The sequence below is a fragment of the Thiocystis violascens DSM 198 genome (assembly GCF_000227745.2).
GTDB lineage: Bacteria > Pseudomonadota > Gammaproteobacteria > Chromatiales > Chromatiaceae > Chromatium > Chromatium violascens.
The window spans coordinates 4,066,593-4,091,068 of record NC_018012.1; the positions used below are offsets into that span (position 1 = coordinate 4,066,593).

22 protein-coding genes and 1 tRNA gene are annotated in these 24,476 nt (G+C 62.7%); 8 read left to right on the forward strand and 15 right to left on the reverse strand.

Annotated elements, in window-relative coordinates; all coding sequences use genetic code 11:
* Positions 1–255: 255 nt before the first annotated feature.
* Positions 256–2,865 carry a DNA mismatch repair protein MutS gene (gene mutS, locus THIVI_RS18085; protein ID WP_014779976.1) on the reverse strand — a complete coding sequence of 870 codons (2,610 nt, stop codon included), beginning with the start codon at positions 2,863–2,865 and terminating at the stop codon, positions 256–258.
* 357 nt (positions 2,866–3,222) lie between these two features.
* Between mutS and THIVI_RS18090 the strand changes: the two genes are divergently transcribed.
* Positions 3,223–4,242: an OmpA family protein gene (locus tag THIVI_RS18090; RefSeq protein ID WP_014779977.1), complete on the forward strand. Its 1,020-nt coding sequence runs from the start codon at positions 3,223–3,225 to the stop codon at positions 4,240–4,242.
* A gap of 13 nt (positions 4,243–4,255) precedes the next feature.
* Positions 4,256–4,837: a hypothetical protein gene (locus tag THIVI_RS18095; RefSeq protein WP_014779978.1), complete on the forward strand. Its 582-nt coding sequence runs from the start codon at positions 4,256–4,258 to the stop codon at positions 4,835–4,837.
* A gap of 19 nt (positions 4,838–4,856) precedes the next feature.
* Here the strand turns inward: THIVI_RS18095 and THIVI_RS18100 are convergent, their stop codons facing one another.
* Both THIVI_RS18100 and hmuQ read right to left on the reverse strand, forming a co-directional pair.
* On the reverse strand, positions 4,857–5,672 hold the full coding sequence (locus THIVI_RS18100; protein ID WP_014779979.1) for an RMD1 family protein: 816 nt from the start codon (positions 5,670–5,672) through the stop codon (positions 4,857–4,859).
* A gap of 238 nt (positions 5,673–5,910) precedes the next feature.
* A complete protein-coding gene (hmuQ, locus tag THIVI_RS18105; RefSeq protein ID WP_014779980.1) occupies positions 5,911–6,216 on the reverse strand; it encodes a heme-degrading protein HmuQ in 306 nt (101 codons plus the stop codon).
* 213 nt (positions 6,217–6,429) lie between these two features.
* On the opposite strand from hmuQ, the gene THIVI_RS18110 reads away from it, so the two are divergent.
* From THIVI_RS18110 to THIVI_RS18135, 6 genes are all read left to right on the forward strand, one after another.
* Positions 6,430–7,185: a Nif3-like dinuclear metal center hexameric protein gene (locus THIVI_RS18110; RefSeq protein WP_014779981.1), complete on the forward strand. Its 756-nt coding sequence runs from the start codon at positions 6,430–6,432 to the stop codon at positions 7,183–7,185.
* 207 nt (positions 7,186–7,392) lie between these two features.
* Entirely contained in the window at positions 7,393–7,989 is a 597-nt protein-coding gene (gene petA, locus THIVI_RS18115) for a ubiquinol-cytochrome c reductase iron-sulfur subunit (RefSeq protein WP_014779982.1), read from the forward strand.
* The gene (locus THIVI_RS18120) at positions 7,989–9,233 is read left to right on the forward strand and encodes a cytochrome b (protein WP_014779983.1); all 1,245 of its coding nucleotides are present in this window, start codon (positions 7,989–7,991) and stop codon (positions 9,231–9,233) included. Before petA ends, THIVI_RS18120 begins: the two co-directional genes overlap by 1 nt.
* The gene (locus THIVI_RS18125; RefSeq protein ID WP_014779984.1) at positions 9,230–9,961 is read left to right on the forward strand and encodes a cytochrome c1; all 732 of its coding nucleotides are present in this window, start codon (positions 9,230–9,232) and stop codon (positions 9,959–9,961) included. The genes THIVI_RS18120 and THIVI_RS18125 overlap by 4 nt, the downstream gene beginning before the upstream one ends.
* 342 nt (positions 9,962–10,303) lie before the next feature.
* A complete protein-coding gene (locus tag THIVI_RS18130) occupies positions 10,304–10,942 on the forward strand; it encodes a glutathione S-transferase N-terminal domain-containing protein (protein ID WP_014779985.1) in 639 nt (212 codons plus the stop codon).
* Complete coding sequence (locus THIVI_RS18135; protein WP_014779986.1) at positions 10,939–11,427, forward strand: ClpXP protease specificity-enhancing factor; 489 nt, start codon at positions 10,939–10,941, stop codon at positions 11,425–11,427. The genes THIVI_RS18130 and THIVI_RS18135 overlap by 4 nt, the downstream gene beginning before the upstream one ends.
* A gap of 121 nt (positions 11,428–11,548) precedes the next feature.
* On the opposite strand, the gene THIVI_RS18140 is transcribed toward THIVI_RS18135, so the two are convergent.
* The 12 genes from THIVI_RS18140 to THIVI_RS18195 all read right to left on the reverse strand — a co-directional run bounded on the left by THIVI_RS18140 (position 11,549) and on the right by THIVI_RS18195 (position 24,008).
* Entirely contained in the window at positions 11,549–11,863 is a 315-nt protein-coding gene (locus THIVI_RS18140) for a DUF3301 domain-containing protein (RefSeq protein ID WP_014779987.1), read from the reverse strand.
* 114 nt (positions 11,864–11,977) lie between these two features.
* Positions 11,978–12,250 (reverse strand): oxidative damage protection protein, encoded by a 273-nt coding sequence (locus tag THIVI_RS18145; protein WP_014779988.1) that lies wholly within the window; start codon positions 12,248–12,250, stop codon positions 11,978–11,980.
* Positions 12,247–13,344 (reverse strand): A/G-specific adenine glycosylase, encoded by a 1,098-nt coding sequence (gene mutY / locus THIVI_RS18150; RefSeq protein ID WP_014779989.1) that lies wholly within the window; start codon positions 13,342–13,344, stop codon positions 12,247–12,249. Before mutY ends, THIVI_RS18145 begins: the two co-directional genes overlap by 4 nt.
* Before the next feature lie 51 nt (positions 13,345–13,395).
* A tRNA-Gly gene (locus THIVI_RS18155) sits at positions 13,396–13,469 on the reverse strand.
* A 43-nt stretch (positions 13,470–13,512) separates the two neighbouring features.
* On the reverse strand, positions 13,513–15,330 hold the full coding sequence (locus tag THIVI_RS18160; protein ID WP_014779990.1) for an AMP-dependent synthetase/ligase: 1,818 nt from the start codon (positions 15,328–15,330) through the stop codon (positions 13,513–13,515).
* Between the two features lie 40 nt (positions 15,331–15,370).
* Positions 15,371–16,255: an SIR2 family protein gene (locus THIVI_RS18165; protein ID WP_014779991.1), complete on the reverse strand. Its 885-nt coding sequence runs from the start codon at positions 16,253–16,255 to the stop codon at positions 15,371–15,373.
* Between the two features lie 493 nt (positions 16,256–16,748).
* Entirely contained in the window at positions 16,749–18,656 is a 1,908-nt protein-coding gene (locus THIVI_RS18170; protein ID WP_014779992.1) for a DEAD/DEAH box helicase, read from the reverse strand.
* A gap of 157 nt (positions 18,657–18,813) precedes the next feature.
* Positions 18,814–19,587 (reverse strand): hydrogenase expression/formation protein, encoded by a 774-nt coding sequence (locus tag THIVI_RS18175; RefSeq protein WP_014779993.1) that lies wholly within the window; start codon positions 19,585–19,587, stop codon positions 18,814–18,816.
* Positions 19,588–19,603: 16 nt separating this feature from the next.
* Complete coding sequence (locus THIVI_RS18180) at positions 19,604–20,236, reverse strand: HyaD/HybD family hydrogenase maturation endopeptidase (RefSeq protein WP_014779994.1); 633 nt, start codon at positions 20,234–20,236, stop codon at positions 19,604–19,606.
* 55 nt (positions 20,237–20,291) lie between these two features.
* Entirely contained in the window at positions 20,292–20,984 is a 693-nt protein-coding gene (cybH, locus tag THIVI_RS18185) for a Ni/Fe-hydrogenase, b-type cytochrome subunit (RefSeq protein ID WP_014779995.1), read from the reverse strand.
* A gap of 139 nt (positions 20,985–21,123) precedes the next feature.
* Positions 21,124–22,914: a nickel-dependent hydrogenase large subunit gene (locus tag THIVI_RS18190; protein WP_014779996.1), complete on the reverse strand. Its 1,791-nt coding sequence runs from the start codon at positions 22,912–22,914 to the stop codon at positions 21,124–21,126.
* On the reverse strand, positions 22,911–24,008 hold the full coding sequence (locus tag THIVI_RS18195; protein ID WP_014779997.1) for a hydrogenase small subunit: 1,098 nt from the start codon (positions 24,006–24,008) through the stop codon (positions 22,911–22,913). Before THIVI_RS18195 ends, THIVI_RS18190 begins: the two co-directional genes overlap by 4 nt.
* Positions 24,009–24,476: the final 468 nt, after the last annotated feature.

Here is a 24,476-nt window from a genome sequence, read left to right on the forward strand (position 1 = left end):
CAAATAAGGATCTGAGTTCAGAGCGTTAGAAATCTAAATTGAGGTGCCACATAGCGCCGATTTTCTTGGCGTTTTCAAGTAATACGCGACGCTCATTTGATTACCTTCAACCATTTGAGAAACTGCTGTTCTTGGCGATGTATGCTTGGTGTCTCTTCGTCACCTTCGCAACCCGCCGATCTCCTGGGAGATGCGTTCGTTGTTTGCCTCTGGCAGGTCGAGCCGTTCGTGCAACCCGGTCTCCAACCTACGTGCCTAATCCACCATTTTCTTGAGCCGATACAGATTCTCCAGTGCATCCCTCGGCGTCAGACTGTCGGGGTCGATGCCGCGCAGTACGGCACACAGCGGATGTTCCGGCGTCGGTTCGGGTTTGGCGATGAGCGGAAACAGCGACAGTTGCACCGCCTCCCGCTCGGCGTGGCGCCGGGCGGCCTCTTCCAGTTCACGCAACCGTTCCCGCGCACGCGCGATCACGGGCGCGGGCACGCCAGCGAGCGCCGCGACCGCCAGACCGTAACTCTGATTCGCCGGCCCATCGCGCAAGGCGTGCATGAAGACGATGGAGGTGCCGTGCTCGACCGCGTCCAGATGGACGTTGGCGATGCCGGGGTATTCCTCCGGCAGCGTGGTCAGCTCGAAATAATGGGTCGCGAACAGGCTGTAGGCACCGATCCGGGTCGCGAGTTCCACCCCGCAGGACCAGGCCAGCGAGAGTCCGTCGAAGGTGCTGGTGCCACGCCCGACCTCGTCCATCAGCACCAGACTCTGGTCGGTGGCGTTGTTCAGGATATTGGCCGTCTCCTCCATCTCCACCATGAAGGTCGAGCGCCCTCCGGCCAGGTCGTCGGAGGCGCCGATGCGCGAGAAGATGCGGTCAACCGGGCCGATGGTCGCGGCGCGCGCCGGGACGAAGCTTCCGACATGGGCGAGCAGCACGATCAGCGCGTTCTGGCGCATGTAGGTGGATTTGCCGCCCATGTTGGGGCCGGTGATGACCAGCATCCGCCGCCGGGCGTCCATGCGCAGACCGTTGGCGACGAAGGGAATGTCGATGACGCCCTCGACCACCGGATGACGCCCGTCCTCGATCTCGATCGATGCCGTGTCGGTGAGTTGCGGGCAGTTCCAATTCAGGGACTCGGCGCGCTCGGCCAGATTCGCGATGACATCGAGTGTCGCAATGCCGGCCGCGCTGGTCTGCAAGGGGGGTAACGACTCCGCCAGCCGGCCCAGCAGTTCCTCGTAGAGCGCCTTCTCGCGCGCCAGCGACCGCTCGCGGCTGCTCAAAATCTGGTCCTCGAACCGCTTGAGTTCGGGGGTGATATACCGCTCCGCGTCCTTCAGGGTCTGACGGCGGACATAATCCAGTGGCGCCCGCCCGGCCTGCGCGCGATGGATTTCGATGTAATAGCCGTGGACGCGGTTGTAGCCGACCTTGAGTCCGGGGATGCCGGTGCGTTCGCGTTCGCGGGTCTCCAACTCCAGCAGAAAGCGATCGGCGTTGCTCGACAGGTCGCGCAGTTGATCCAGTTCTTCATCGAAACCGGGGGCGATCACCCCGCCGTCGCGGATCAGCATCGGCGGTTGGGCGAGGATGGCGCGCGTGAGCAGATCGCGGGTGTCGGGATGCTCGCCGATGTCGGCATCCAGACGCGCGAGCAAGGGATCCTCGATGCCGGCCAGCAGGTCGTGCAACGCCGGGAAGATCGCGAGCGAATCGCGCAGCACGGCGAGATCGCGTGGGCGTGCCGTGCCCAGGGCAATGCGCGCGAGGATGCGTTCCAGATCGCCGATGCCCGCCAGCGTCGGGTGCAGGTCGGACAGATTGCCCTCCGCGATCAGCGTGCGGATCGCGGAATGGCGCTCGCGTACCGCGATCCGGTCGCGCAGCGGGCGATGCAGCCAGCGGCGCAGCAGACGGCTGCCCATGGCGGTGGCCGTGCGGTCCAGCACCCCGGCCAGGGTGTGTTCGGCGCGACCGCTCAGACTCTCGGTGAGTTCCAGATTGCGGCGGGTCGCGGCGTCGAGGATGAGCGCCTCGTCGCGTTGTTCGGTGATCAGGCCGCGCAGATGGGGCAGGGCGGCGAACTGGGTGTCGCGAACATACTGGAGCAGACAGCCGGCTGCTCCGACCGCCAACCGCAGACTGGCGCAGCCGAAGCCGGTCAGGTCGCGGGTGCCGAACTGCTGGCAGAGCAGCCGCTCGCCGCTGTCCGGATCCAGATGCCAGACCGGGCGGCGGGCGATGCCGTGTTCGATGCGCAGATCGCTCGGAAGCGAGCTGTCTTCCGCGACCAGAATCTCGGCCGGCTTGAGCCGCTCCAACTCGCTGGCCAGCGCCTCGCGGGTCGCGACCTCCAGCACCGAAAAACGTCCGCTGGAGAGTTCCAGCGCCGCCAGTCCATAGCCGTCCTTGCCCTCCGCGATGGCGGCCAGAAGATTCTCCCGCCGCTCTTCCAGCAATGCCTCGTCGGTCAGGGTGCCGGGCGTCACCACGCGGGTCACCCGGCGTTCCACCGGACCCTTGCTCTTGGCCGGGTCGCCGATCTGCTCGCAAATTGCCGCCGAGACGCCCTTGCGCACCAGCTTGGCGAGATAGCCCTCCAGCGTGTGATAGGGCACCCCCGCCATCGGGATCGGGCGCCCGGCGGACTGGCCGCGTTTGGTCAGAGTAATGTCGAGCAGCCGCGCCGCCCGCTCGGCATCCTCGAAAAAGAGTTCGTAGAAGTCCCCCATGCGATAGAACAGCAGCAGGTCCGGGTAGTCCGCCTTGAGACGCAGATAGTGCTGCATCACGGGCGTATGCTGGGCGAGATCGTCGGGGTCGACCGATGAGTCCGGCTTGCTGCCAGGCGCTTTCATCGAGCGGTATCCTGGTGCGCGCACTCCTGCGCGATGCGTGGGAGATGGGCGGGCCATGCGACCAGTTGGTTGGTGTCGCCGGCGGGATGGGTCGGGGTCAATCGTGCAATCGGAATATCGAGCCTGGGCATGCTGTCTTGAAACCGGTGGACGCGGAATAAGGGAAGGTTCGGCTAGTCTAAACCGCGCCCGGCATGGTCTGCATTGTTTCGGGAGGCGATCCTCGATGTAGTGCGTCCATCGAATCGCGACCGGATCGCGTCTGGGACAGCCGCCGGGGCTTCCCTGTACAATCCCGCATCGATACGCAACCTCCGCGCCATGGCCGGGAGGGGTTGCGCCATGAGGAGACTGCCGATGCGACTCGATCCTGTCCGACGACTTCTGGCCGTCTGCGTTCTAGCGACGCTGGCCTTCGCGGCACCGGCCCGCGATCTGACCCAGGATCTACCGGGTGCGCGCGATCTTCCCGGTCTACCCCGCTTCGCGGATTCGGTCATCTTCGGCTATCGGCTGAGCGAATTCGATCGGAGCGACATCCCTACCGCGAAATGGGACGACCGCCCCGGCAACGCCTTTTGGGCGCAATCCATCAAGCTCGAAGGGCGACGCACCCGCATTCTCTATCTGGCGCCAGCCAATGCCAGTTCGCTGGAGGTTATCGGAAATTATCGGCAGGCATTGGACAAGCTCGATTATCAGCCCCTCTTCCAGTGCTCGGGCTTTGGGGAATGCGGAAAAGACGTTGCCCGTTTCTACACCGACGAGGCGCATGGCAAGAAGTTCACCGACAGCCATCTGCTCAAGTCTGTCTATTCCGGCAATTCCGTGCAGGAGCCGCGAATCCATGTCGCGCGCAAAAGCAAACCCGACGGCGATTCCTACCTCTTTGTTTTCGCGGCCTTTCAGGATAATTACGCCGATTCCGAGGCGGGCAAGCGGGTGGCCGTGTTCGTCGAGGAGGTCGTCGTCAGACCGATGCGGGAACGCATGGTGCTGCTCGATGCCGGCGAACTGGCGCGCGGGATCGACGCGGAGGGACGGGTGGCGCTCTATGGCATCCACTTCGATGTCGATCAGGCCAGCCTGCGGCCCGAGTCGCGCCCGCAACTCGAACAGATGGCGAGGATGCTGAGCGAGCAGCCCGAGCTGTCGGTGTTTATCGTCGGCCATACCGATAATCAGGGCAGTCTGGAATACAACATGGATCTCTCCCAGCGACGCGCGGCGGAGGTGGTGCGCGCGCTGATCTCCAACTATGGAATCCTGGGCGAACGCCTGACGCCGATGGGGGTCGCGGGCCTGGCGCCGGTCGCCTCCAATGCCGGCGAGGAGGGACGCGCCCGTAACCGCCGCGTGGAAATGGTCGCGCGGTAAGGTGCATTCGCCCATGACAAACGATCTGAAACTCCCCAAGACCTACAAGACCCTACTGATGCTGGCCCTGGTGTTCGGGCCTTTCTACTGGCTGGCTTTTACCGAGGACGGACAGCGGCGCACGGATCTGGGTCTGATGTTCGTGCTCGGGAACCCCGAGTTCAATGCCGCGCTCGATGCCTTCAACAGCGGTCTGACGGAGGCGCGGCTACGCGAGCTGTTCCCCAAGCTGCGGTTCCAATGCGCCACCGGCGCTAATCCGTTCGGTGACCGGCTGTGCGGTGCCGGCATCGGCTCGTTCAACCAGATTCCAGCCTCCTCGGTGACCCTGTTTTTCCTTGGCGAGCAATTGCGCGCCGCCAAGGTGGTCTACCGGCGGTCGTATCATCGAACGGTGCGGGAGTGGGCGCGCCAGCGTCTCGCGCTCCGGGACAATAGCGTCCATCCGGCGCTTGAGAATCGCCAGGACAGCCGGGAGGTGATGGCCGAAGCCGTCGACGATGGCGCGCTCTTCGTGCGCGACGGGGAACTTGCCAGGACGGACGAGCCGGCGCTGCTCTGGCTGTCTCAGGCCGCGATCGACACCCGGCGCTGACGGATGGCGAAAGGCACGCTCAGTGGGTCGGAATGCCGTGAAAGAATAGCTCGTAGACGGTGAGTACGATCTCCACCACGATCAGGATCACGATGTACCATTCCACCCGCAGGCTGCGCTTGCTCTGGAGAAGGTCGAGGAGTGTGCCGGCGGTGTCGTTGATCAGCGTGAGCTTGCGTTCCAGCGCAATCTGACGCTCGCGGATTTCATATTCGGCTTCCAGATTCAGGAACAGACGCTCCAGATCGTGCCGCTCCCAGATCACTTCCGGTTTATCGCCGATCTCGCCGCGTCCAACCATGTCCTGCTGGATCGCCAGTGCCTCGCCGATATGGCGAATCAGGGTGCGGGCGTTGCTTCCGCCACGTCCATGACGCTGGAGCCGGTCCGCGAGCGGTTCGATGCGATCGAAAGCGCGCGCCACGCGCGATTCCTGTTCGGCGAGCAGCACGCTCTTGCCGAGGATGTCGGCCACCACCTGGAGCCTTGCCGTTTCCGTGTCGGTCAGGACCACGCGGTTTCGCTCGACGCCTTCGCTGCGTCCCGGATCGACGGTCAGCACCAGGTTTTCGTACTCGGTCTGCACCAGCGGCTCCTTGACCAGCGGCCGAAGTTGCTCGATAAAGGTGGCTTCTTCCAGTTGCTCGACGCCGAAGAGCACGACCGCGCCGGAGCGCAGCAGAACCGCGCGGCCACCGCCCGGCACGGCGACAACGAGCGGGTTGGTCGCCAGCGGCTCGAAGGGCGCGAGACGTCGCGGATCCAGATAGCGACCGAGCAAAATCGCGCGTGCGGTCAAGGATTCAAGGGTGGAAGCGGTGGGTATGGCTGACATGAGATCCATCCTGGGCGTGAGGTCGAGTGCGCCGCTCGGCAGTCGGTCGGCATGGCAAGAGCACGGGGGCAACCATGAGGTTCCCAGCGTTTGCCGGCGAGCGTCTTAGGTGATTTCCGGGAATGACTTTACCGATTTCCGTTCGTCCTGAGCCCTTCGGCTTCGCTCAGGACAGGCTTGCCGAAGGGTCGAACCATGAACGGATGCAATCTGGGTAAGATATTTTCCAAAAATCGCCTTAAAGTACAGCGTTGAAGAGTTCCAGTTGAGGCGGGCCAAGATAGAGATCCCGCGTGGTTTGACCCGCGTTGACGTGGGCCGCGCGAAAGGCGTCGGAATGGGTCCATGCCACGAAGGCGTCCTCGTCCGCCCATTCGGTGAAGGAGGCGAACAGGGTATATTCGTCGGTTTCGGAGCCCTTGAGCAGATGAAAGCGCACGAAACCGGGCACGCGGTCCAGGTGGCTCTCGCGGTTGCGCCAATGCTCGATGAAGGTCTCTTCCTGACCGCGCACGATACGAAAACGGTTCATTGCAAGATACATGTGCAACTCGTCTCAAGTGGTCAATGGGGCTGATTATAGCGGAATGGCGGATGGCGGCGCTCGCTGGGCCTCGTATGGCAGCGATTTTCAGTACGAGCCTCGGCGCGTAAAGCCGTTCATGGTTCGAGGGCCTCACTACGAACGGCTTTCGGACACCACGAACGGCTTTCGGAACACGACGAACTCCATACGATTGAATCCGGGAAATCCGACATGACGATCGAACCGCGCGTGCTCGTTGCTTACTGCGATGGCTTCCTCGATGCCTCGCGCTTCGCCGACTATGCCCCAAACGGCTTGCAGGTGGAGGGCGACCGACCGATCAGGCGGCTGGTCAGCGGCGTCACCGCCTGCGCGGCGCTCATCGACGCGGCACTTGATCGAGACGCCGACGCGCTGCTGGTCCACCACGGCTGGTTCTGGAAGAACGAATCCCCCTGCCTGACGGGGATCAAAGGTCGACGCGCAAGGAAATTGCTCGGTGCGGGCGTCAGTCTCATTGCTTATCATCTGCCGCTCGACGCGCATCCCGGGGTGGGCAATAACGCCACTCTCGGCGGCCGGCTTGGATTCGTGGAGACGGAACCAACCGCGATTGCGAACGGTCTCGTCTGGGTCGGTCGGCTGCCGGTACCCCTGTCGCCCCAGGCGCTCGCCGACGCGGTGTCGCGGCGACTTGGACGAGGGGTGACGCGCGTGGGACCGGATCGGGAATCTATCGAGCGAATCGCCTGGTGTACTGGCGGGGGGCAAGGCTACCTCGAACAGGCCGCCGGCTTGGGGGTCGACGCCTTTTTGAGTGGCGAGCTGTCGGAGCAAACCACCCATCAGGCGCGCGAATACGGTCTCTGCTATCTGGCGGCAGGCCATCATGCCACCGAACGGTATGGAGTTCAGGCCCTTGGATCGCATCTGGCCAACCGTTTCGAGCTGTTGCACGAGTTCATCGAAGTTGACAATCCAGCGTAGACGAAATGTCTTTAAATGTCCGAATCGACCCGTATTTTCTCGCATTTTCCTTGACCTGCCTGGCAGTAATCGAAGAAAATGCGCGGTCGATTTTGCAGATAATCGTCATATTCTTATTTTCCACCTGAACGTTTCATCCAAGCTGTAGGGCGGCACCCGCCGTGAATGCGGTCGGCGGCGCTTGAATCAGCCGGGGGATATTGGCCTATGAGCGCGGAAGGCGTGAACAAAATGAGGCGACGAGTACTCGTTGCCGCAACCAGCGTGGTCGGTGCCGTGGGCGCCGGATACGCACTTGTCCCGTTCGTCGCATCGATGAACCCGAGCGCTCGCGCCCGGGCCGCCGGTGCGCCGGTCGAGGCGGATGTCAGCAAGCTGGAACCCGGTGCCTTGTTGCGCGTGAAATGGCGCGGCAAGCCGGTGTGGGTGGTGCATCGCACCCCTGAGATGATTGCCGCGCTCGCAAGCAACGACCCGAAGCTGGTCGACCCGAAGTCCGAGTTGGCAACGCAGCAGCCGAGCTATTGCCAGAACGCCACGCGCTCCATCAAGCCGGAGTACTTGGTCGCGATCGGCATCTGCACCCATCTGGGCTGTTCGCCGACCTACCGGCCCGAGTTCGCGCCCGACGATCTGGGAGCCGACTGGAAGGGCGGTTTTTTCTGTCCCTGCCACGGTTCGCGCTTCGATCTGGCCGCCCGCGTGTTCAAGAACGTCCCGGCGCCCACCAATCTGGTGATCCCCAAGCACGCCTATCTCAACGACACCACCATCCTGGTCGGTGAGGACGGAGGAGCTGCCTGATGAGCGCTGAAAAAACCGAAAATGTCAGTTGGATCGACAAGCGCTTCCCGCTGACGGAGACCTGGCGCGCCCATCTCTCCGAATACTATGCCCCGAAGAACCTCAATTTCTGGTCCTTCTTCGGCTCGTTGGCCATCCTGACGCTGGTGATTCAGATCGTCACGGGAATCTGGCTCGCCATGAACTACAAGCCGGACGCCACCCTGGCGTTCGCTTCGGTCGAATACATCATGCGCGATGTCGACTGGGGCTGGCTGATCCGCTACATGCACTCCACGGGTGCGTCGGCCTTCTTCATCGTGATCTATCTGCACATGTTCCGCGCGCTGCTCTGGGGGTCGTATCGCAAGCCCCGCGAATTGCTGTGGATCATCGGCGTGGTGATCTATCTGGCGATGATGGCGACCGCCTTCTTCGGCTATCTGCTGCCTTGGGGCCAGATGTCCTACTGGGGCGCGCAAGTCATCGTGAACCTCTTCGCCGCGGTGCCGGTGGTGGGCGAGGATCTCTCGATCTGGGTGCGCGGCGACTATGTCATCTCGGACGCCACGCTGAACCGCTTCTTTGCCTTCCACTTCCTGCTGCCGTTCGTAATCGCGGCGCTGGTCTTCCTGCACGTCGTCGCGCTGCATCATGTCGGCTCGAACAACCCGGACGGCATCGAGATCAAGGCTGGTCCGAAGGGCAACCGCTGGAGCGACAAGGCCCCGGCCGATGGCATCCCCTTCCATCCCTACTACACGGTCAAGGATCTGACGGGCGTCATCGTCTTCCTGATCCTCTTCAGCCTGGTGATGTTCTACATGCCGACCATGGGCGGGCTCTTCCTCGAAGGTCCGAACTTCCAGCCGGCCAATCCGATGCAGACCCCCGCGCATATCGCGCCGGTCTGGTATTTCACGCCCTATTACGCGATGTTGCGGGCGGTTCCACCGATGTGGGGTTCGCAATTCCCCGGCGTGGTGGTGATGTTCGGCGCCATCCTGATCTTCTTCGTGCTGCCCTGGCTCGATCGCAGCCCGGTGAAGTCGATGCGGTACAAGGGGCCGATCTTCAAGGTGGCCACGGGCATCTTCGCCGTGTCGTTCATCGTTTTGGCCTGGCTGGGCATGCAACCGGCATCGGATCTCTCCACGCTGCTTGCGCAGATCTTTACGTCGCTGTATTTCGCGTACTTCCTGCTGATGCCGATCTACAGCTCGCTGGATAAGACCAAGCCCGTTCCGGAGAGGGTGACCTCATGAGAAAGCTGATCATCGCCACCCTGTTGCTGCTGTCGCCGGCCATGCTTGTGGCCTCCGAGGCGGTCCATCTGGAGAAATCCAACATCGATCTGCGCGATCAGGCTTCCTTGCAGCGCGGAGCCAAGTACTTCGTGAACTACTGCATGGGTTGTCATTCGCTGCAGTACATGCGTTACAACCGTCTGGCCGCGGATCTCGGAATCAACGAGATCGCACTGCGCGAGAACCTGCTCTTCGGCGACGCCAAGCCGGGCGATCTGATGGAAAATGCCATGCGCCCGGAAGATGCATTGAAGTGGTTCGGCACCGCCATCCCCGACCTGACGTTGGTGACGCGCTGGCGATCTCCAGATTGGGTGTATACCTATTTGAAGAGCTTCTATGTCGACCCAACCCGGCCCTATGGCGTCAACAATGTGGTGTTCCCGCTGGTGGGCATGCCGCATGGCCTGAGCGATCTGCAAGGCATCCAGGAGCCGGTGTTCGAGCATGCGCATAAGGAAGGCGGGGAGCCGGTGGTCGTGGGCGTCAAGCTGGTCGAGCAAGGCTCGCTGTCGCCTAAGGAGTATGACGCCATGGTGCGGGACATCACGGCCTTCCTGACTTATGCCGGCGAACCCATCCAACTGGAACGCCAGCGGCTCGGCTTTTTCGTGCTGCTGTTCCTCGGCTTCCTCTTCATCCCCGCGTATCTGATGAAGAAGGAATTCTGGAAAGACGTTCACTAGACGTCGATTGACCTGGCGACCCTCGTTCCTTGGGGGTCGCCAGTTTCAGCGTTTTATCCGTATCGACCATCCCGCTCGACCTTCCCCCCTTGGGCGCCGCCCAAATTCAGTTGCGGAAAAACGCCATGCGGCGAGGTTTCCAAGGGTTATACTTAAGTGCTTATTCTTCGTATGCCTGAAGGCCGATCTTTCTGCCTCTGGCTACGAATTCGCACGAGCGACCAGGCAAAACCTCAATGCGCCTTGGGTCGCCGGCACCTCAAGTCAGCCGACCCGGAATGGTTGGCGATCTGTCTTATTCGAGCCCCGCCGGGCTCAGCCTCAGTGCTGGAGAAGGGAAGTATGGCCGTGGCTGCAAGCAGACGAGCTGTGATGACGTTATTTTCCGATCCCGTTTGCCCGTATTGTCACCGGGTCAGAATGGTGCTGGCCGAAAAAGGGATTGCAGTGGACGTGGTCGATGTCGATGCCCATGACCTGCCCGACGAAGTCATGGACTTCAATCCCTATGGCACGGTGCCCACCTTTGTCGACCGGGATCTGCGTCTCTACGAGTCGCGGATCATCATGGAATATCTCGATGAGCGCTTCCCTCATCCCCCGCTGTTGCCGGTCGACCCGGTCTCGCGCGCCAGCGCGCGATTGTTCATGTATCGCATCGATCATGACTGGTATTCGCTGATGGGGCGCATCCTCAAGGGCAGTGGCGACGATGTCGTCCAGGCCCGCAAGGAACTGCGCGAGAGCCTGATCGTGTCCGCGCCGATCTTTGCCGCTCATACCTTTTTCATGAGCGACGAGTTTTCGCTGGTGGACTGCTGCGTCGCCCCCCTGCTCTGGCGCCTGCCGGTGCTTGGCATCGAGTTGCCGCCACAGGCGGATGCCATCAATGTCTACAAAAAGCGGATCTTTGCCTGGGACGCCTTTCGTCAGAGTCTCACCGAGGCGGAAAAGGAGATGATCGCGGATCTCAAGAGATGAACGATAAAACCGCCACTATGACCACGAGCAAACCCTACCTGATCCGGGCGATCCACGAGTGGATCCTGGATAATGGAATGACGCCGCACCTTGTCGTGGACGCCAATTATCCGGCTACTCGCGTGCCCCTGGAGTTCGTCGACGAGGGGCGGATCGTTCTCAATATCTCGCCCGGCGCTGTCCAGGGGCTGGTCATCGGCAACGACTGGATTGCGTTCAACGCTCGTTTTGGCGGCGTTGCGCGGGAGGTCTCGGTGCCATCCGAGGCGGTCGTCGGCATCTTTACGCGCGAGAATGGCCAGGGGATGGTCTTTCCGGATCCAATCTATCCCGACGCCCTGTCCGACAGCGCCGCGCATGCGCCAGGCCCGTCACTGAAGTCTGTCGCCGACGGTGCCCAGGGGAGCGGGCGTCCGCCTGCGCAGGGTCAAACCAAGGACAAAGGGAAGGGAAAAGGCGGGCCAACTCTCAAAGTGGTCAAATAATCCCCTCGTTGTTCCAGGTCATCGGATCAATGCGCTCGACGCAGATGCTGCACGGCATCGAAGTAGATGCGAATTCATTCGCCCCTGCATCCGCACATCCAACGGGGCGAATGAATTCGCCTCAAGCGTCTCCGGTTCGGTCTGGCAGACCGAAGCTGAGTTCCTCCAGAGACAGTCCGCGCAGCACCAGATAGCCGTTGCGCCGCCCCAACCCCTCCTCGCTGAAATCGAAGCGGTAGACCCGGCGCAGACGCATTCCCTCCGCACGCCAGGCTAGACCGAGCCGGTGGAGCGCGACGGCCTGGTCGAGAAACTGAAGATCGCGCTGTACGCAGGCCGCCTGACAGATGCCGATCGCAATCTCGCGGGCGCGGAGGCTGTCGAGCCAGAACCAGCCGAGCAACAAAAGCAGAAAGATCGTAAGAAGATTGCCCATAGGAGATGGCCAAGTGAAATGGAGTGACGGGCTGGCCGCGCCGTGGATTTGTCCCCGGGCTTTTATCTCTCGTTAGCGATCCTCGCCTGCTCATTCCCGAGCGTGATAATGGCCTCAATGCGCGGGCGGAACATAGCCTGCGGGCTTGTCGGCACCTTCGCCAAAGAAAAATCGTTCCATTTCGCCTTCCAGGAATTTTCGTGACTTAGGATCCAGCGGGCTCAGGCGATTTTCGTTGATCAGCATCGTCTGGTGGCGCAGCCAGTCCTGCCAGGCCGGTTTGGAAACTTGCTCGAAGACGCGCTTGCCGAGCTCGCCCGGATACGGCTGACGGTCGAGTCCCTCGGCTTCGCGGCCGAGCTTGACGCAGTGGACGAGACGGCTCATGGGGTTTCTTCTCCTTCAATCTGCTGTGGGCCCGCGAGGAGGGCGTCGAGGATGTCTTTAACCGGGGTTGGAAGACCGAACGCCGGAAGGTTCGCACGATTCAGCCAGCGTTGATCGTCATGATCGGCAATTTCCTGGCTGGATCCGTCGATGCGAATGGTCGCGACCCGGATCCCGAGTCTGAAGTGGCTAAAGGAGTGACGGCGCATCGGAAGCATTTCAACCCCGAGCGGGACGCTGCCGAAGCGGATCAGGCACCAGTCGGCGGGGTCGCTGCCGGCGGCGGTCTCCGGCAGACTCCAGAGTCCGCCCCAGATTCCCGTCGGCGGGCGGCGTTCGAGGAGGATTTCCCCGGCCGGGTTGATGGCCACAAGCATCAGGATGTCGCGCTCGGGTAGCGGTTTGCACGGCCGGCTGGCGGGGAATTCGCGCTGGCGACCCTGGGCGCGGGCCAGGCAGCGGGTCGCGACCGGACAGCGTTCGCAGGCCGGTTTGCTTCGCGTGCAAAGTGTGGCGCCAAGATCCATCATGCCCTGGTTGTAGTCGCCCACGCGCTCCCGCGGGGTGAGTCGTTCGGCGCAGGCCCAGAGCGCGCTCAGCACCTCGCTGCGTCCGGGCCAGCCGTCAATGGCGAAGTAGCGGGTCAGCACCCGTTTGACATTGCCGTCGAGGATCGGATGCGGTTGGTTTGATGCGAGCGACAGAATGGCGCCGGCGGTGGAGCGGCCGATGCCGGGCAGTGCCCGGACCTGAGCGACGTCGGTGGGAAAGATGCCCTGGTATTGGTCCCGGATCAGTTCGGCGGCACGGTGCAGGTTGCGCGCCCGCGCGTAGTAGCCGAGCCCGGACCAGTGTGCGAGCACTGCATCGATGGGCGCGTCCGCCAGGTCCATCACGCTCGGAAAGCGCGTCATGAACCGCTCGAAATAGGGGATGACGACACTGACCTGGGTTTGCTGCAGCATGATTTCGGAGACCCAGACGCGGTAGGGCGTGGGGGCGAGTTGCCAGGGAAGATCATGGCGACCATGCCGGTCGAACCAGTTCAGGATCGTGGCGGCGAAGTCGTTTGGGGTGACGTCAGGCGGATGCAATTGAGTCGATCCAAGCGTGGATCGCCATGGCGTAAAGCAGGAGGGAGAAGTTGGAGCGGGTGATGGGAATCGAACCCACGCTATCAGCTTGGGAAGCTGAAGTTCTACCATTGAACTACACCCGCGTCATGAAGCTGTAGTGTATGCACTGACCGGCATGAAGGCAAGCTATGCATCCAGGTCGTACATCTCCGCGATCGCCTCCCGGTAGCGTTCCATCACGGGGCCGCGCTTGACCTTGAGTGTCGGCGTCAGCAGCCCGTTCTCGATCGACCAGGGCTCTAGGGTCAGGGTCGCGCGGCGGACCTTGGCGAAGCCGGGGAAATCCCGCAGGGCGAGGCGGATACGCTTGAGGATGTCCTTGAGCAGATGCGGATCCGTCAGGCTGGCCGGTTGTTCGGGGTCCAGTCCGTGCTCGCGGGCGAACCCGACCCAGAGTTCGGCGTTCAGCACCAGCAGGGCGGAGAGATAGGAGTGCCTTTCGCCAAGCACCAGCACCTGATCGAACAAGGGATCCATGACGATCGCCATCTCCAGATCGGCGGGCGGCACCTTCTCGCCATTCGAGAGCACCAGGATGTCCTTGATCCGGCCCGTGATATAGATGTGACCGTCCTCGATGCGCGCTTGATCGCCGGTGTGCAGCCAGCCATCCTGGGTCAGCACCTTGGCGGTCGCGGCATGGTTGTTCCAGTAGCCCTGCATGACGTTGTCGCCCTTGACCATCAACTCGTCGTCGGCGCCAATGCGCACCTGGATGCCGCGGATGGGGACGCCGACGCTCTCGGGGACGTTCTTCCGCAGCGGATTGAAGCTGACGACCGGGCTGGTTTCGGTCAGGCCATAGCCTTGGATCAAGGGCAGGCCGAGTCCGATGAAGGTGTGCGCCACGCCGGCCGGCAGGGCGGCGCCACCGCTGACGGCGACGCGCATCCGACCGCCGAGTTTCTCCAGCACTGCGGCGCCGACCCGGCGCCGCAGCCAGGGCCAGAGCAGCAGGCGCGGATGCCAGCCGCCGCGTCCCTGCTCGCGCAGAAAGGCGCGCCAGCCGGTCGCGACCGCCAGCCGAAACAGCCAGCGCACCGGGGCCGGGCGGCTCAGCAACTGATCCTGCAGGCGCTGATAGACACGCTCGAAGACCCGTGGAACGGCGATCATGACGGTCGGGCGAATGCTCTGGAGATCCTCGGCCAACTGACCCACCGAGCGGGCGAAGGCCACGCAGGAGCCCGCCATGATCGGCAGGTAATAGCCCCCCGTGCGCTCCAGCATGTGCGAGAGCGGCAGAAAGGAGAGGAAAAGATCCTCCGGATAGACATTGATGAGCGTGACGACGCCATGGACATTGGTCAGGATGTTGCGATGACTGAGCATCACGCCTTTGGGACGACCGGTGGTGCCGGAAGTGTAGACGATGGTTGCCAGGGCGAGCGGATCACCGTCGCGTTGGGTCAGCGCCGGGGCGGAGGAGGGCAGCCAGGTATCGGCGACCACGACTCGCGGGTCATGCGCCGCGAGTTCGGTCGCCGCGTCGCTCGGTTCCAGGATCACCACCCGGAGGGGCCAGGGTGCGTCGCCGATGACCTCGGCCAGACGCTTCCAGCGTCCGGCGTCCTGGATCAGCAGGAGTTTGGCCGCCGCATCCTGGAGAATATAGGCGGCGTTTTCGGCGCGGTCGTCGGTATAGAGCGGGACCGTGACCAGACCGAGCGAGAACGCGGCCTGATCGAACATGACCCATTCCGGACAGTTGCGCAGCAGCACCGCGACCCGGTCGCCGGATTCGAGCGACTCGCCGGCGAGCGCCCGGCGCCAGCGTGCCACCCACTGCCCCATGTCGCGCCAGGTCAGATCCCGCCAGCCATCGGCGCGCTCGAAAAATCGATAGGCCGTGCGGTCGGGCGTTCGGAGGATCCGCTGCAGAAAGAGTCCGTCCAGGGTTCTGGCTCGATCGACTGCGATTAGATCCTCGGACCATCGACTCACAAGGCTTTCCTCATCATTGTTATGGTTCGTGAATATTCGCCTAACACCCAATTCCATGGTGATTTGGGAGCAACGCGCCCAGTGCGTCAGGCTGTGCGGCGACCGCGAGCAGATCCGGGATGTCCGCTTCGACGATCACGATATCCTTGCTTTCGCAGTAACGCCGTTCCTTGTCCGTCGGCTCGGGAATCAGTGCCCATCCGGCCGGCGAGGCCGCTCCATGGATGATATCCGACATCACCATGCGTTCGGTATCGCGGCGCAGGCTCAGACCGAGAAAGAGATAGCGACGGTCCACGCGAGAGGATTTCAGGAACGCGGGGATCGCGAAACCGCCCATCAACTCGGTAATGTAGTCCACATAGTCGGCGTCCGAGGCGATGTAGGTGGCATCGGGACGCGGACTGCCCATGGGCTTGAACAGAATGGGCCGCCCGGAATCTACCTCATTCTGATCCGCCTCGCGATAGCTGGTTCCGTCATAGGAATGGATGCGGAAGCGATAATCCGTACCGCCGGTCCGGGCGATGCCGCGGATCAGCGTGTGAGGCACATCCGCATAGGATTCCTGAAGTTGGGTATCGCGGTTGATGTCGACCACGTAGGCCGGACGGAGCGTTTTCAGCCAATCATGCAGGGGCGCGCGGGTCCAGATGCGCTGACCGTAGGTGGCTTCCAGGAAGCGGTGAACGGCGGCACGTCCGCGTTTGAGTTCGACATTCATGGCCGCGCGCGGAAACTCCCACATCAGGCGTTTTGACATGGGTTTGCCGTCGTTCATGGCGAGGATGAGGCTGTCGCTATCGGCCGGGATGGCTTCTCCGGTGACCGGGTCGACCGCGCCGATTAGGGCGCCTGGGCCAAGATAGGGAACCAGGGCTCCACGAGCCAGGTCATTGACGAGCGTTTCGAGTTTTGCTGACATCTTTCATTTTACCCCTGAGCGGATGGTTTTGCTTAAGCGGTAAGCAAAATTTCAGCCACTTGACGCGAAGGCAAAAAATTTTCTATCGATTCAGATGACTGCGTGGATAGTAACGCAGGGCTTCGTGGCTGATCCACGACGATGAAGCGATTGAGCACGATGTTTACGGGTAATCATGCCCAGCTTGTCGTGTAGGCGACAAGCGCACGAATCGCGAGTTAGGGATCTTTTGTCATCAGGGTGAAGGCGATTTCCGAGGCATTTCGTGCCGAATGTAAGGCGACTTCCGGCTTCGCCCCTTCGCCCCTTCGCCCCTTCGCCCCTTCGCCCCATCGACAGGCTCAGGGCTCAGGGCGAGCCGCTCAGTACAGGGAGCCAAGTTGTTAAGGGTTGACTACGAACGGATTAAATTTGGTACGAGTTTCCCTGGAAATCGCCCACATTCCCCTTGCCCCTTGCCCCTTGCCCCTTGCCCCTTGCCCCTGACATGCGCTCAGTCACGCGGTTTGCGGCTTGACCCCCGATCCGCGCGAAAGCCGCTGGAATCCTTGGACGGCGGGCCGCGACGCGGGGCGCTTCCATCCCCGCTCTGGCGACGAAAACCGCCAGCCGCGCGAGGCGTTTTGTCCTGCGCCTGGCCCGGTGTCTGGCCGTATTTTGGGCTGGGCGCATGCCCGTGGGAGGCTTCCGCGGGTCTGGTCCCGTCGGCGGGCGAAATGCGCAGCGCCTGACCGCGGACGAAGACCCGTTTGAGATGATTGACCACCTCGCGCGGCATGCCCTTGGGGAGATCGACGATGGAATGGTCGTCCTGGATGTTGATGCGTCCGATGTAGCGGCCTTCGATCCCGCCTTCATTGGCGATGGCGCCGACAATCTCGCGCGGCGTCGCGCCGTGCTGGTGGCCGACCTCGATGCGGTAACTGACCAGATCCGCGTCTTCCCGTCGGCCCTGCGCGTGCTCTGTTCGTGGCCGGCTGTCGTCACGCTCCGGGCGTGGCCGACGCTCGTCCCGGCCTTCCGAACGCGGAGGACGCTCGGACCATTCGCGTTTGGGCGCGGCCGGGCGTGGCAGATCTTCCTTGACGTTCAACGGCCGTTCGCGCTGGTTCAGAAAGGCCAGCGCGGCGGCGATGTCCATGATCTCGATCTCCTGCTCCTGGCCGATGCGGGCGAGCAGGCGGTAGAAGAAGTCGAGATCCTGCTCGGTCATCGTCGTGCGCACTTCGGTGATGAAGCGGTCGATCCGCGATTGGCTCAGGGCGGCGGCCGAGGGCGGGTCCATGGCCGGGACATCGCGTCGGATGGTCCGCTCGATCGCTCGCAGCAGACCGCGTTCGCGCGGTTCGACCAGCAGGATGGCGCGCCCGGCGCGACCCGCGCGCCCGGTGCGACCGATCCGATGCACATAGGCCGAGGGATCGGTGGGGATGTCGTAGTTGACGACATGGCTGATGCGCTCGACATCGAGCCCGCGCGCGGCGACATCGGTGGCGACCAGGATGTCGAGTTGACCCTGCTTCAGACGCTCCACCGTGCGCTCGCGCATCTCCTGATTCATGTCGCCGTTCAGCGGTTCGGCGGCGAAGCCGTGGGCCTTGAGCTTGTCGGAGAGTTCGGTGGTGGCGTTCTTGGTGCGCACGAAGATCAACATGCCGTCGAACGGTTCCAATTCCAGGATGCGCGTGAGCACGTCGAGCTTATGGAAGCGGGTGACGACGCAGTGATGCTGGTCGATGGTGTCGACGGTCGCGGAGGCCGAGGCGATCCGCACCTCGACCGGATCGACGAGACGATCCTGGGCGACCCGGCGGATCGCCGGCGGCATGGTGGCGGAGAAGAGCGCGACCTGACGCTCTTTCGGGGCCTGCTCGAAGATCCAGTCGATGTCCTCCGCGAAGCCCATGTTGAGCATCTCGTCGGCCTCGTCCAGCACCAGGGTCTTGATGCCGTCCAGGCACAGGGTGCCGCGGCGGATGTGGTCCATGACGCGCCCCGGCGTCCCGACGATCACCTGCGGGTTGCGCCGGAGCTGACTGAGCTGAAGCCCATACGCCTGCCCGCCATAGATGGGCAGGACATGGAAGCCCTTGATGTTTTTGGCGTAACCCTGAAAGGCCTCGGACACCTGGAGCGCCAGCTCGCGGGTCGGCGCCAGCACCAGGATCTGGGGGCTGTGGAGTTCGGGGTCGATGCGGCTAAGCAGCGGCAGCGCGAAGGCGGCGGTTTTGCCGGTGCCGGTCTGGGCCTGGCCGAGCAGGTCACGTCCGGCGAGCAGATGCGGGATGCACTGACTCTGAATCGCGGTTGGCGTTTCGTAACCAAGATCGCGGACAGTTTGTTCAATGATGGGATTGAGACCGAGTGCGCCGAAACCGGTGCTCGTGTCGGGGGTATCCATGGTGGTGCCTCAAGAGGGAAGTGCGCGCCTGGAGGGAACAGCCAGTGGGCCATCTCAGAGTAAGGCACGCAAAAACAACAGGGTATTATCTACAGGATCGGTGTTCGAGGCAAGTCAAATGCGCCGTGTCGCTGAATCGAACGACGCACTGCCGGGGTCAGCGAAGTGCGCCGAGGATCTCCGCCAGGCGCTGGGCGCTATCCTCGATATCTTCCTGAGCCGCCAGCGCCGCGGCTGGGACATCGACGACCTCGATGCTATTGAGGATCATCCGGTCGTCGGCGTTGAAATGCTGGACCCACCAGCAGTGGCGCAGCGCCGTCGCCGTGATCCGGCAGTGACCGTAACCGCGCGAGAGGATGACGACCGGACCGCGCCCGAGCCGCTGTTCCAAATAGCTCGTATCCTGCTCGGAGATCGGCAACAGGTTCAGGTTGACGATAGAGGGCGCGTCGCCGAACCGCCACAGGGCAACCTGTTCGTTCAGTTGGGGCAGGAGCGCGCGGGCACCGAGGACGCCGGCGGGAGGAGTGTCGTCCAGGGAGAGCTGGGTCGCGGCCCCCTTGAAGGCGCTGTCGCGAACCAGGCTAGGGATCTCCGCGATTTCGATCTCGTCGCGCGGGCGTTGCCCCGAGGTGTCGCCGGACTGAACGCGCCAGATTCCGGTCAGCCGGGTCTCCTGAACCCGCGTCAGGTCATCGCCGGAAAACAGAATGCTGACCTCGCCTTCGCCGAGTGCCTGGTTCACCAGGAGGCGATCGGCTTCCGGCAGGGGTGTGAGATCCAGCCGCCGCGGGGGTTCGGCGATCCGGTAGTCCGCAAGTTGTTCCAGCAAGCGTTCAAGTAGCCGCAGACCCTGCGGACAGTCGACCGCCATGGCGGGTTCCAGCAGGGGCGAGCGGTCGGTGAGTCTCGGTCTTGTCAGCGGCATCTAAGCTCAGTCCACATCAGTCAAGCGCGTCGCGCCGGGCCAGGAGGCGCCAATCGCCAATCCGGCACGCGGACTCCGGGTCCGGTCGGCCAGCCTCGTAGTCGGCGATCTCCAATGCTCGGTGAGGCAGATCGCGATCGGTCTCTCCATCCTTCGCGCGATCGGAGCCGTCGATCACGAAGCGCGCGAGATAGGCCAGCGCGGCGGCGATCGCCGGATCGAGCATGGCTTTGATCTCGGGCCTCAGGCTACCGCCGAAATCGTCCAGCTCGACCGGTTGCACGCCGACGAGTAAGAGGTGGCGCGGAGAGTCGCCCATCAAATCGGCCAACGCCAACACTTCCTGGAAGCCGGTCTGATGCAGGCTCAGCTTCTTGGCGCCCATGAACCTGGGTACCTGGTCGTTCTCGACGAGTTTCAGGGTGCCCGGCGGCAGGCCATAATCGATGGCATCGAAGACGACCAGCACCTCGGCCCAACGCACATGTTCGACGAGATAGATGCCCTGAGTGCCGCCGTCAAGCAGGCGCACGTTCTCACCGAAACGATAGCGCCGGGCCAGCCGCTCGACCGCCCGGACCCCGAACCCCTCGTCGGCCCAGAGCAGATTGCCGATGCCGAGAATCAGGATATTGGGTGGCATGCTCATCCGAACTCAACCGCGTCTGGGGCGAAAGCTGGCACGGGCGTGACGGGTCGATCTCTCACGGGCGGTCGTCCTTGAACATGCGCCAGCCGCTGATCATGGTGCTGATCAGGCTCTGGCGGGACATGATGTCCTCGCGGATTGCGGTATAGACATGCAGCATGACGAACACGACGATCACCCACATGCCCCAGTGGTGCCACATGCGCACGTCCTGGCTCTGGCCGACGAAAGGGATGACCCAGCCGAAAAGCTGATCCTGCCAGCTCCCGAGTCCGGTCTGCTCGGAATAGAGCGCCAGCCCGGTGACGATCATCACCAGTCCGCCGACCGTGATGATGACGACCATGAACAGATGCGCCAGCGGGTTGTGGCCGATGTACTTGCGCGGTTCCCGTTCGAGAAAGGCGTACCAGCGCACCTCGTGCAGCAGCTCGCTCCAGAAGCTCCGGCGCCAGAACGGCAGGGTGAACAACTGGTGCGAATAGGAGTTCCCGACCACCGCCCAGTAGAGCCGGAAGAGGAACCCGACCAGAAACACATAGGCCGCAGCAAAATGGAAAAAGCGGATGTAGCCCATCAGATAATGATCGCTCGCTTCGCCGGATAGTGTCGGCAGCGGGCTGCCGATCAGATAGCCGGTGATGGCCAGGATCGTGATCGACAGCACGTTGACCCAGTGCCAGATACGCACCGGGGTTTGATAGACGTAAACCGCGGTCTGTTTGACCGTTGGGACGCCGGTTAACATGCGGGTAGCCTCCGAGTATGAAGTTCCAAGAGCGCGACGCGATTTAAAACAAGCACTTAAACCGCGTCAGCGCCGACGCTCATTGGTTCAGTCGCGTCCGAGCCAATACACCGGCAACGCATACCATCCCGGACGCGGTTTAACGCACCTTCACCCGCGTCAGTTCCTCCCCGTCCGGGCTCATGATATGGGTCGAGCAGGCCAGACAGGGATCGAAGCTGTGCAGCGTGCGCAGGATCTCCAGCGGCTCCTCGGCCTTGGCCAGCGGCGTGTTCAGCAGGGCGGCCTCGAAGGCGCCGATGTTACCGGCCGGATCGCGCGGCGAGCCGTTCCAGGTGGTCGGCACCACGGCCTGATAGTTGTCGATCTTGCCCTCCTTGATGACGATCCAATGGCCGAGCGCGCCACGCGGGGCTTCGGTCGTGCCGACACCGCGCGCCTCTTTCGGCCAGGTCTTGGGATCCCATTGGTCGACGTTGGCGGTGCTGCTGTCGCCGGCCTTGATGTTGGCCATCAGCTTGTCCTGGAAATAGCGCATCTTGTGCGCGGCCCAGGAGCACTCCAGACCGCGCGCGGCGGTGCGGCCCAGCGTGGAGAAGAGGGCCGACACCGGCAGTTGCAGATCGGTCAGCACCTTCTCGACCGGTTCCTTGAACTCCGGGATGCCCTTGGCATAGCCGATGACCCAGCGCGCCAGCGGCCCGACTTCCATGGCGTGGCCGCGCCAGCGCGGGGCCTTGATCCAACTGTACTTGGCGGCCTCGTCGATTTCCTCGATGCGGGTTTTGCTCCCCTTGGTGTTGGGGCCGAGCACGAAGTTGGGCTCGGTGACGCCATCCCAGGGATGCAGCCCCTTGGATTCGTCCTTGTAGGTGAACCAGGAGTGGGCGACGAATTCCTGGATCTGCTCCGGGTCGCGCAGGTCGACATCGTGGATCTCGGCCAGATTGCCGTTGACGATGGCGCCGCGCGGAAGCATCTGATTCGCGGCTGAGTTGTCGTTGGCGCGATCCGGGATATCGCCATACGACATGACTGCCTGACTGCTCAATCCGCCCCCGAAGGTCCAATCCTTATAAAAGGAGGCGATGGCAAGCAGGTCCGGGATGTAGACCTTGTCGATGAACTCGATGGTGCGGTCGATGATGGAGGAGACCAGATTCAGCCGCTCCATGTTGACGGCGCCGACCGCGCCCGTGTCATGCACGTTGATGGCGCAGGGCACGCCGCCCACCAGCCAGTTCGGGTGCGGGTTCTTGCCCCCGTAGATGGTGTGGATCTTGACGATCTCCTTCTGGAAATCCAGCGCCTCCAGATAGTGGGTGACCGCCATCAGATTGGCCTCGGGCGGCAGCTTGTAGGCCGGGCTCCCCCAGTAGCCGTTCATGAAGGGGCCGAGCTGGCCGGACTCCACGAAGCGCTTGATGCGGTTCTGCACGTCGCGGAAATAGCCAGGCGAGGACAGCGGCCAGTCCGAGATCGACTGCGCCAGCGCCGAGGTCGCCTTGGGATCCGCCGACAGTGCCGAGACCACGTCCACCCAGTCCAGCGCATGAAGATGATAGAAATGCACCAGATGGTCATGCGCCTGAAGCGTCAACTGCATGATGTTGCGGATGGAGTTGGCGTTCTCCGGGATCGCGATGCCGAGCGCGTCCTCCACCGCGCGGACCGAAGTCAGTGCGTGAGTGCCGGTGCAGACGCCGCAGATCCGTTCCGTGAAGGCCCAGGCGTCGCGTGGGTCGCGACCGCGCAGGATGACTTCCAGCCCGCGCCACATGGTGCCGGTGGAGACGGCGTTGCGGATGACGTTGTTCTCGTCGAGATTGACCTCGCAGCGCAGGTGGCCCTCGATGCGGGTCACCGGGTCGACGACGATGCGCCGTCCCGCGTTGTCGAGCTGAAAGCCGTTCGGGGTCTGCACGCTCATGCCTGGTCATTCTCCTCGTGATGCTCGCCGGCGCGTTGCTTGATGCGATGGATGGCGCTCGCCGCCGCATGGGCGGCGACCGCCACGCCGACCGTGCCGGCCGCCGCGATGCCGACGGTGTCCGCATTGGCCTCGATGCCGAACACGCGGGTGTCGGTGACATGGTCGTAGAAACTGCCCTTGTCCCAGAAGCCGTCCTCGGAGCAGCCGAGACAGCCGTGACCGGATTGGATCGGGAAGGAAACCCCATTGTTCCAGCGGGTGGTCGAGCAGGCGTTGTAGGTGGTCGGACCCTTGCAGCCCATCTTGTAAAGACAGTAGCCCTTGCGCGCCCCCTCATCGTCCCAGCTCTCGACGAACTGGCCGGCATCGAAGTGCGGGCGGCGATAGCATTTGTCGTGGATGCGCTGGCCGTAGAACATCTTCGGGCGGCCCTGACGATCCAGCTCGGGGATGCGGTCGAAGGTCAGCATATAGGTGATGACGCCCGTCATGACCTCGGCGATCGGCGGACAGCCTGGCACCTTGATGATCGGCTTGTCGTGGATCACTTTATGAATTGGCACGGCTTGGGTCGGATTCGGATGCGCCGCCTGCACGCAGCCCCAGGAGGCGCAAGAACCCCAGGCGATGACGGCCTGACAATCGGCGGCGACCTCGCGCAATTGTTCGACGAAAGGGCGGCCGCCGATGATGCAGCTCATGCCGTCCTGATTGAGCGGCACGTTGCCCTCGACGGCCAGGATGTAGTTGCCCTTGTATTTGTGGCGGATCTCATCGAGGATCGCCTCGGCCTGATGGCCGGCGGAGGCCATGATGACATCGTCGTAATCCAGCGAGATCATCGACAGCACCACGTCCGACACCAGCGGATGCGCCGAGCGGATAAAAGACTCGGAGCAGCAGGTGCACTCCAGACCATGCAGCCAGATGACCGGGGTGCGCGGTTTGGTCTCCATGGCCTGGACGATCTGACCCGCCGCGGTCGGGGCCAGCCCCAAGGCGGCGGCCGTCAGGCTACAGTATTTCAGGAAGCTGCGCCGGCTGATCCCCTGGCGTCGCATCACCTCGTAGAAGGTATCGGTGGTTGCCATGCTTGACCTCGATTGTCATCGCCAACGGACTGGGCGGCAGTCGTGCTGGTGTGATTGCCATGCCAGACACGGTGACTGTGTCAGCATTGCGCCGTGTACCAAAACCGCATTGGTACAATTTGCGTCGTTTGCGAAATCGCTTGGCCTGCCTGACAAGCTTGCGATCCGACATAATTTAAGCATTTAATTAAGTTCGACTTTAATTGCGGGCACCCTAGGCGCCAGCCTGCATCGATCATGCAGGACTATTATCCTCTCGAAATATCGGTGAATTAATTAGATCATCGGCCGTGTAATCTTGGCAAGGTGTTTTCCGAGCTTGTTTGAAAGATCAATGAGAATTGTCAATTAGCGTTTTCTTATGGGACGCGTTGGCAGTCGCGAACCTTTGCCGACTTGGGGGTCGCGGCGATCGTCATCAGCGAGAGCCGTTACATGGAGCTGAAGGATCTGATACGCCGGAGGCTC

Excerpts from the sequence above, each read along its gene's own strand:
- THIVI_RS18125 (WP_014779984.1), top strand. The coding sequence starts at position 9,230 with ATGAGAAAGCTGATCATCGCCACCCTGTTGCTGCTGTCGCCGGCCATG.
- THIVI_RS18165 (WP_014779991.1), bottom strand. The coding sequence starts at position 16,255 with ATGTCAGCAAAACTCGAAACGCTCGTCAATGACCTGGCTCGTGGAGCC.
- THIVI_RS18120 (WP_014779983.1), top strand. The coding sequence starts at position 7,989 with ATGAGCGCTGAAAAAACCGAAAATGTCAGTTGGATCGACAAGCGCTTC.
- THIVI_RS18090 (WP_014779977.1), top strand. The coding sequence starts at position 3,223 with ATGCGACTCGATCCTGTCCGACGACTTCTGGCCGTCTGCGTTCTAGCG.
- hmuQ (WP_014779980.1), bottom strand. The coding sequence starts at position 6,216 with ATGTATCTTGCAATGAACCGTTTTCGTATCGTGCGCGGTCAGGAAGAG.
- THIVI_RS18180 (WP_014779994.1), bottom strand. The coding sequence starts at position 20,236 with ATGAGCATGCCACCCAATATCCTGATTCTCGGCATCGGCAATCTGCTC.
- THIVI_RS18110 (WP_014779981.1), top strand. The coding sequence starts at position 6,430 with ATGACGATCGAACCGCGCGTGCTCGTTGCTTACTGCGATGGCTTCCTC.
- THIVI_RS18175 (WP_014779993.1), bottom strand. The coding sequence starts at position 19,587 with ATGCCGCTGACAAGACCGAGACTCACCGACCGCTCGCCCCTGCTGGAA.
- THIVI_RS18095 (WP_014779978.1), top strand. The coding sequence starts at position 4,256 with ATGACAAACGATCTGAAACTCCCCAAGACCTACAAGACCCTACTGATG.
- petA (WP_014779982.1), top strand. The coding sequence starts at position 7,393 with ATGAGCGCGGAAGGCGTGAACAAAATGAGGCGACGAGTACTCGTTGCC.
- THIVI_RS18100 (WP_014779979.1), bottom strand. The coding sequence starts at position 5,672 with ATGTCAGCCATACCCACCGCTTCCACCCTTGAATCCTTGACCGCACGC.
- THIVI_RS18195 (WP_014779997.1), bottom strand. The coding sequence starts at position 24,008 with ATGGCAACCACCGATACCTTCTACGAGGTGATGCGACGCCAGGGGATC.
- THIVI_RS18130 (WP_014779985.1), top strand. The coding sequence starts at position 10,304 with ATGGCCGTGGCTGCAAGCAGACGAGCTGTGATGACGTTATTTTCCGAT.
- THIVI_RS18190 (WP_014779996.1), bottom strand. The coding sequence starts at position 22,914 with ATGAGCGTGCAGACCCCGAACGGCTTTCAGCTCGACAACGCGGGACGG.
- THIVI_RS18145 (WP_014779988.1), bottom strand. The coding sequence starts at position 12,250 with ATGAGCCGTCTCGTCCACTGCGTCAAGCTCGGCCGCGAAGCCGAGGGA.
- THIVI_RS18135 (WP_014779986.1), top strand. The coding sequence starts at position 10,939 with ATGAACGATAAAACCGCCACTATGACCACGAGCAAACCCTACCTGATC.
- cybH (WP_014779995.1), bottom strand. The coding sequence starts at position 20,984 with ATGTTAACCGGCGTCCCAACGGTCAAACAGACCGCGGTTTACGTCTAT.
- THIVI_RS18170 (WP_014779992.1), bottom strand. The coding sequence starts at position 18,656 with ATGGATACCCCCGACACGAGCACCGGTTTCGGCGCACTCGGTCTCAAT.
- THIVI_RS18140 (WP_014779987.1), bottom strand. The coding sequence starts at position 11,863 with ATGGGCAATCTTCTTACGATCTTTCTGCTTTTGTTGCTCGGCTGGTTC.
- mutS (WP_014779976.1), bottom strand. The coding sequence starts at position 2,865 with ATGAAAGCGCCTGGCAGCAAGCCGGACTCATCGGTCGACCCCGACGAT.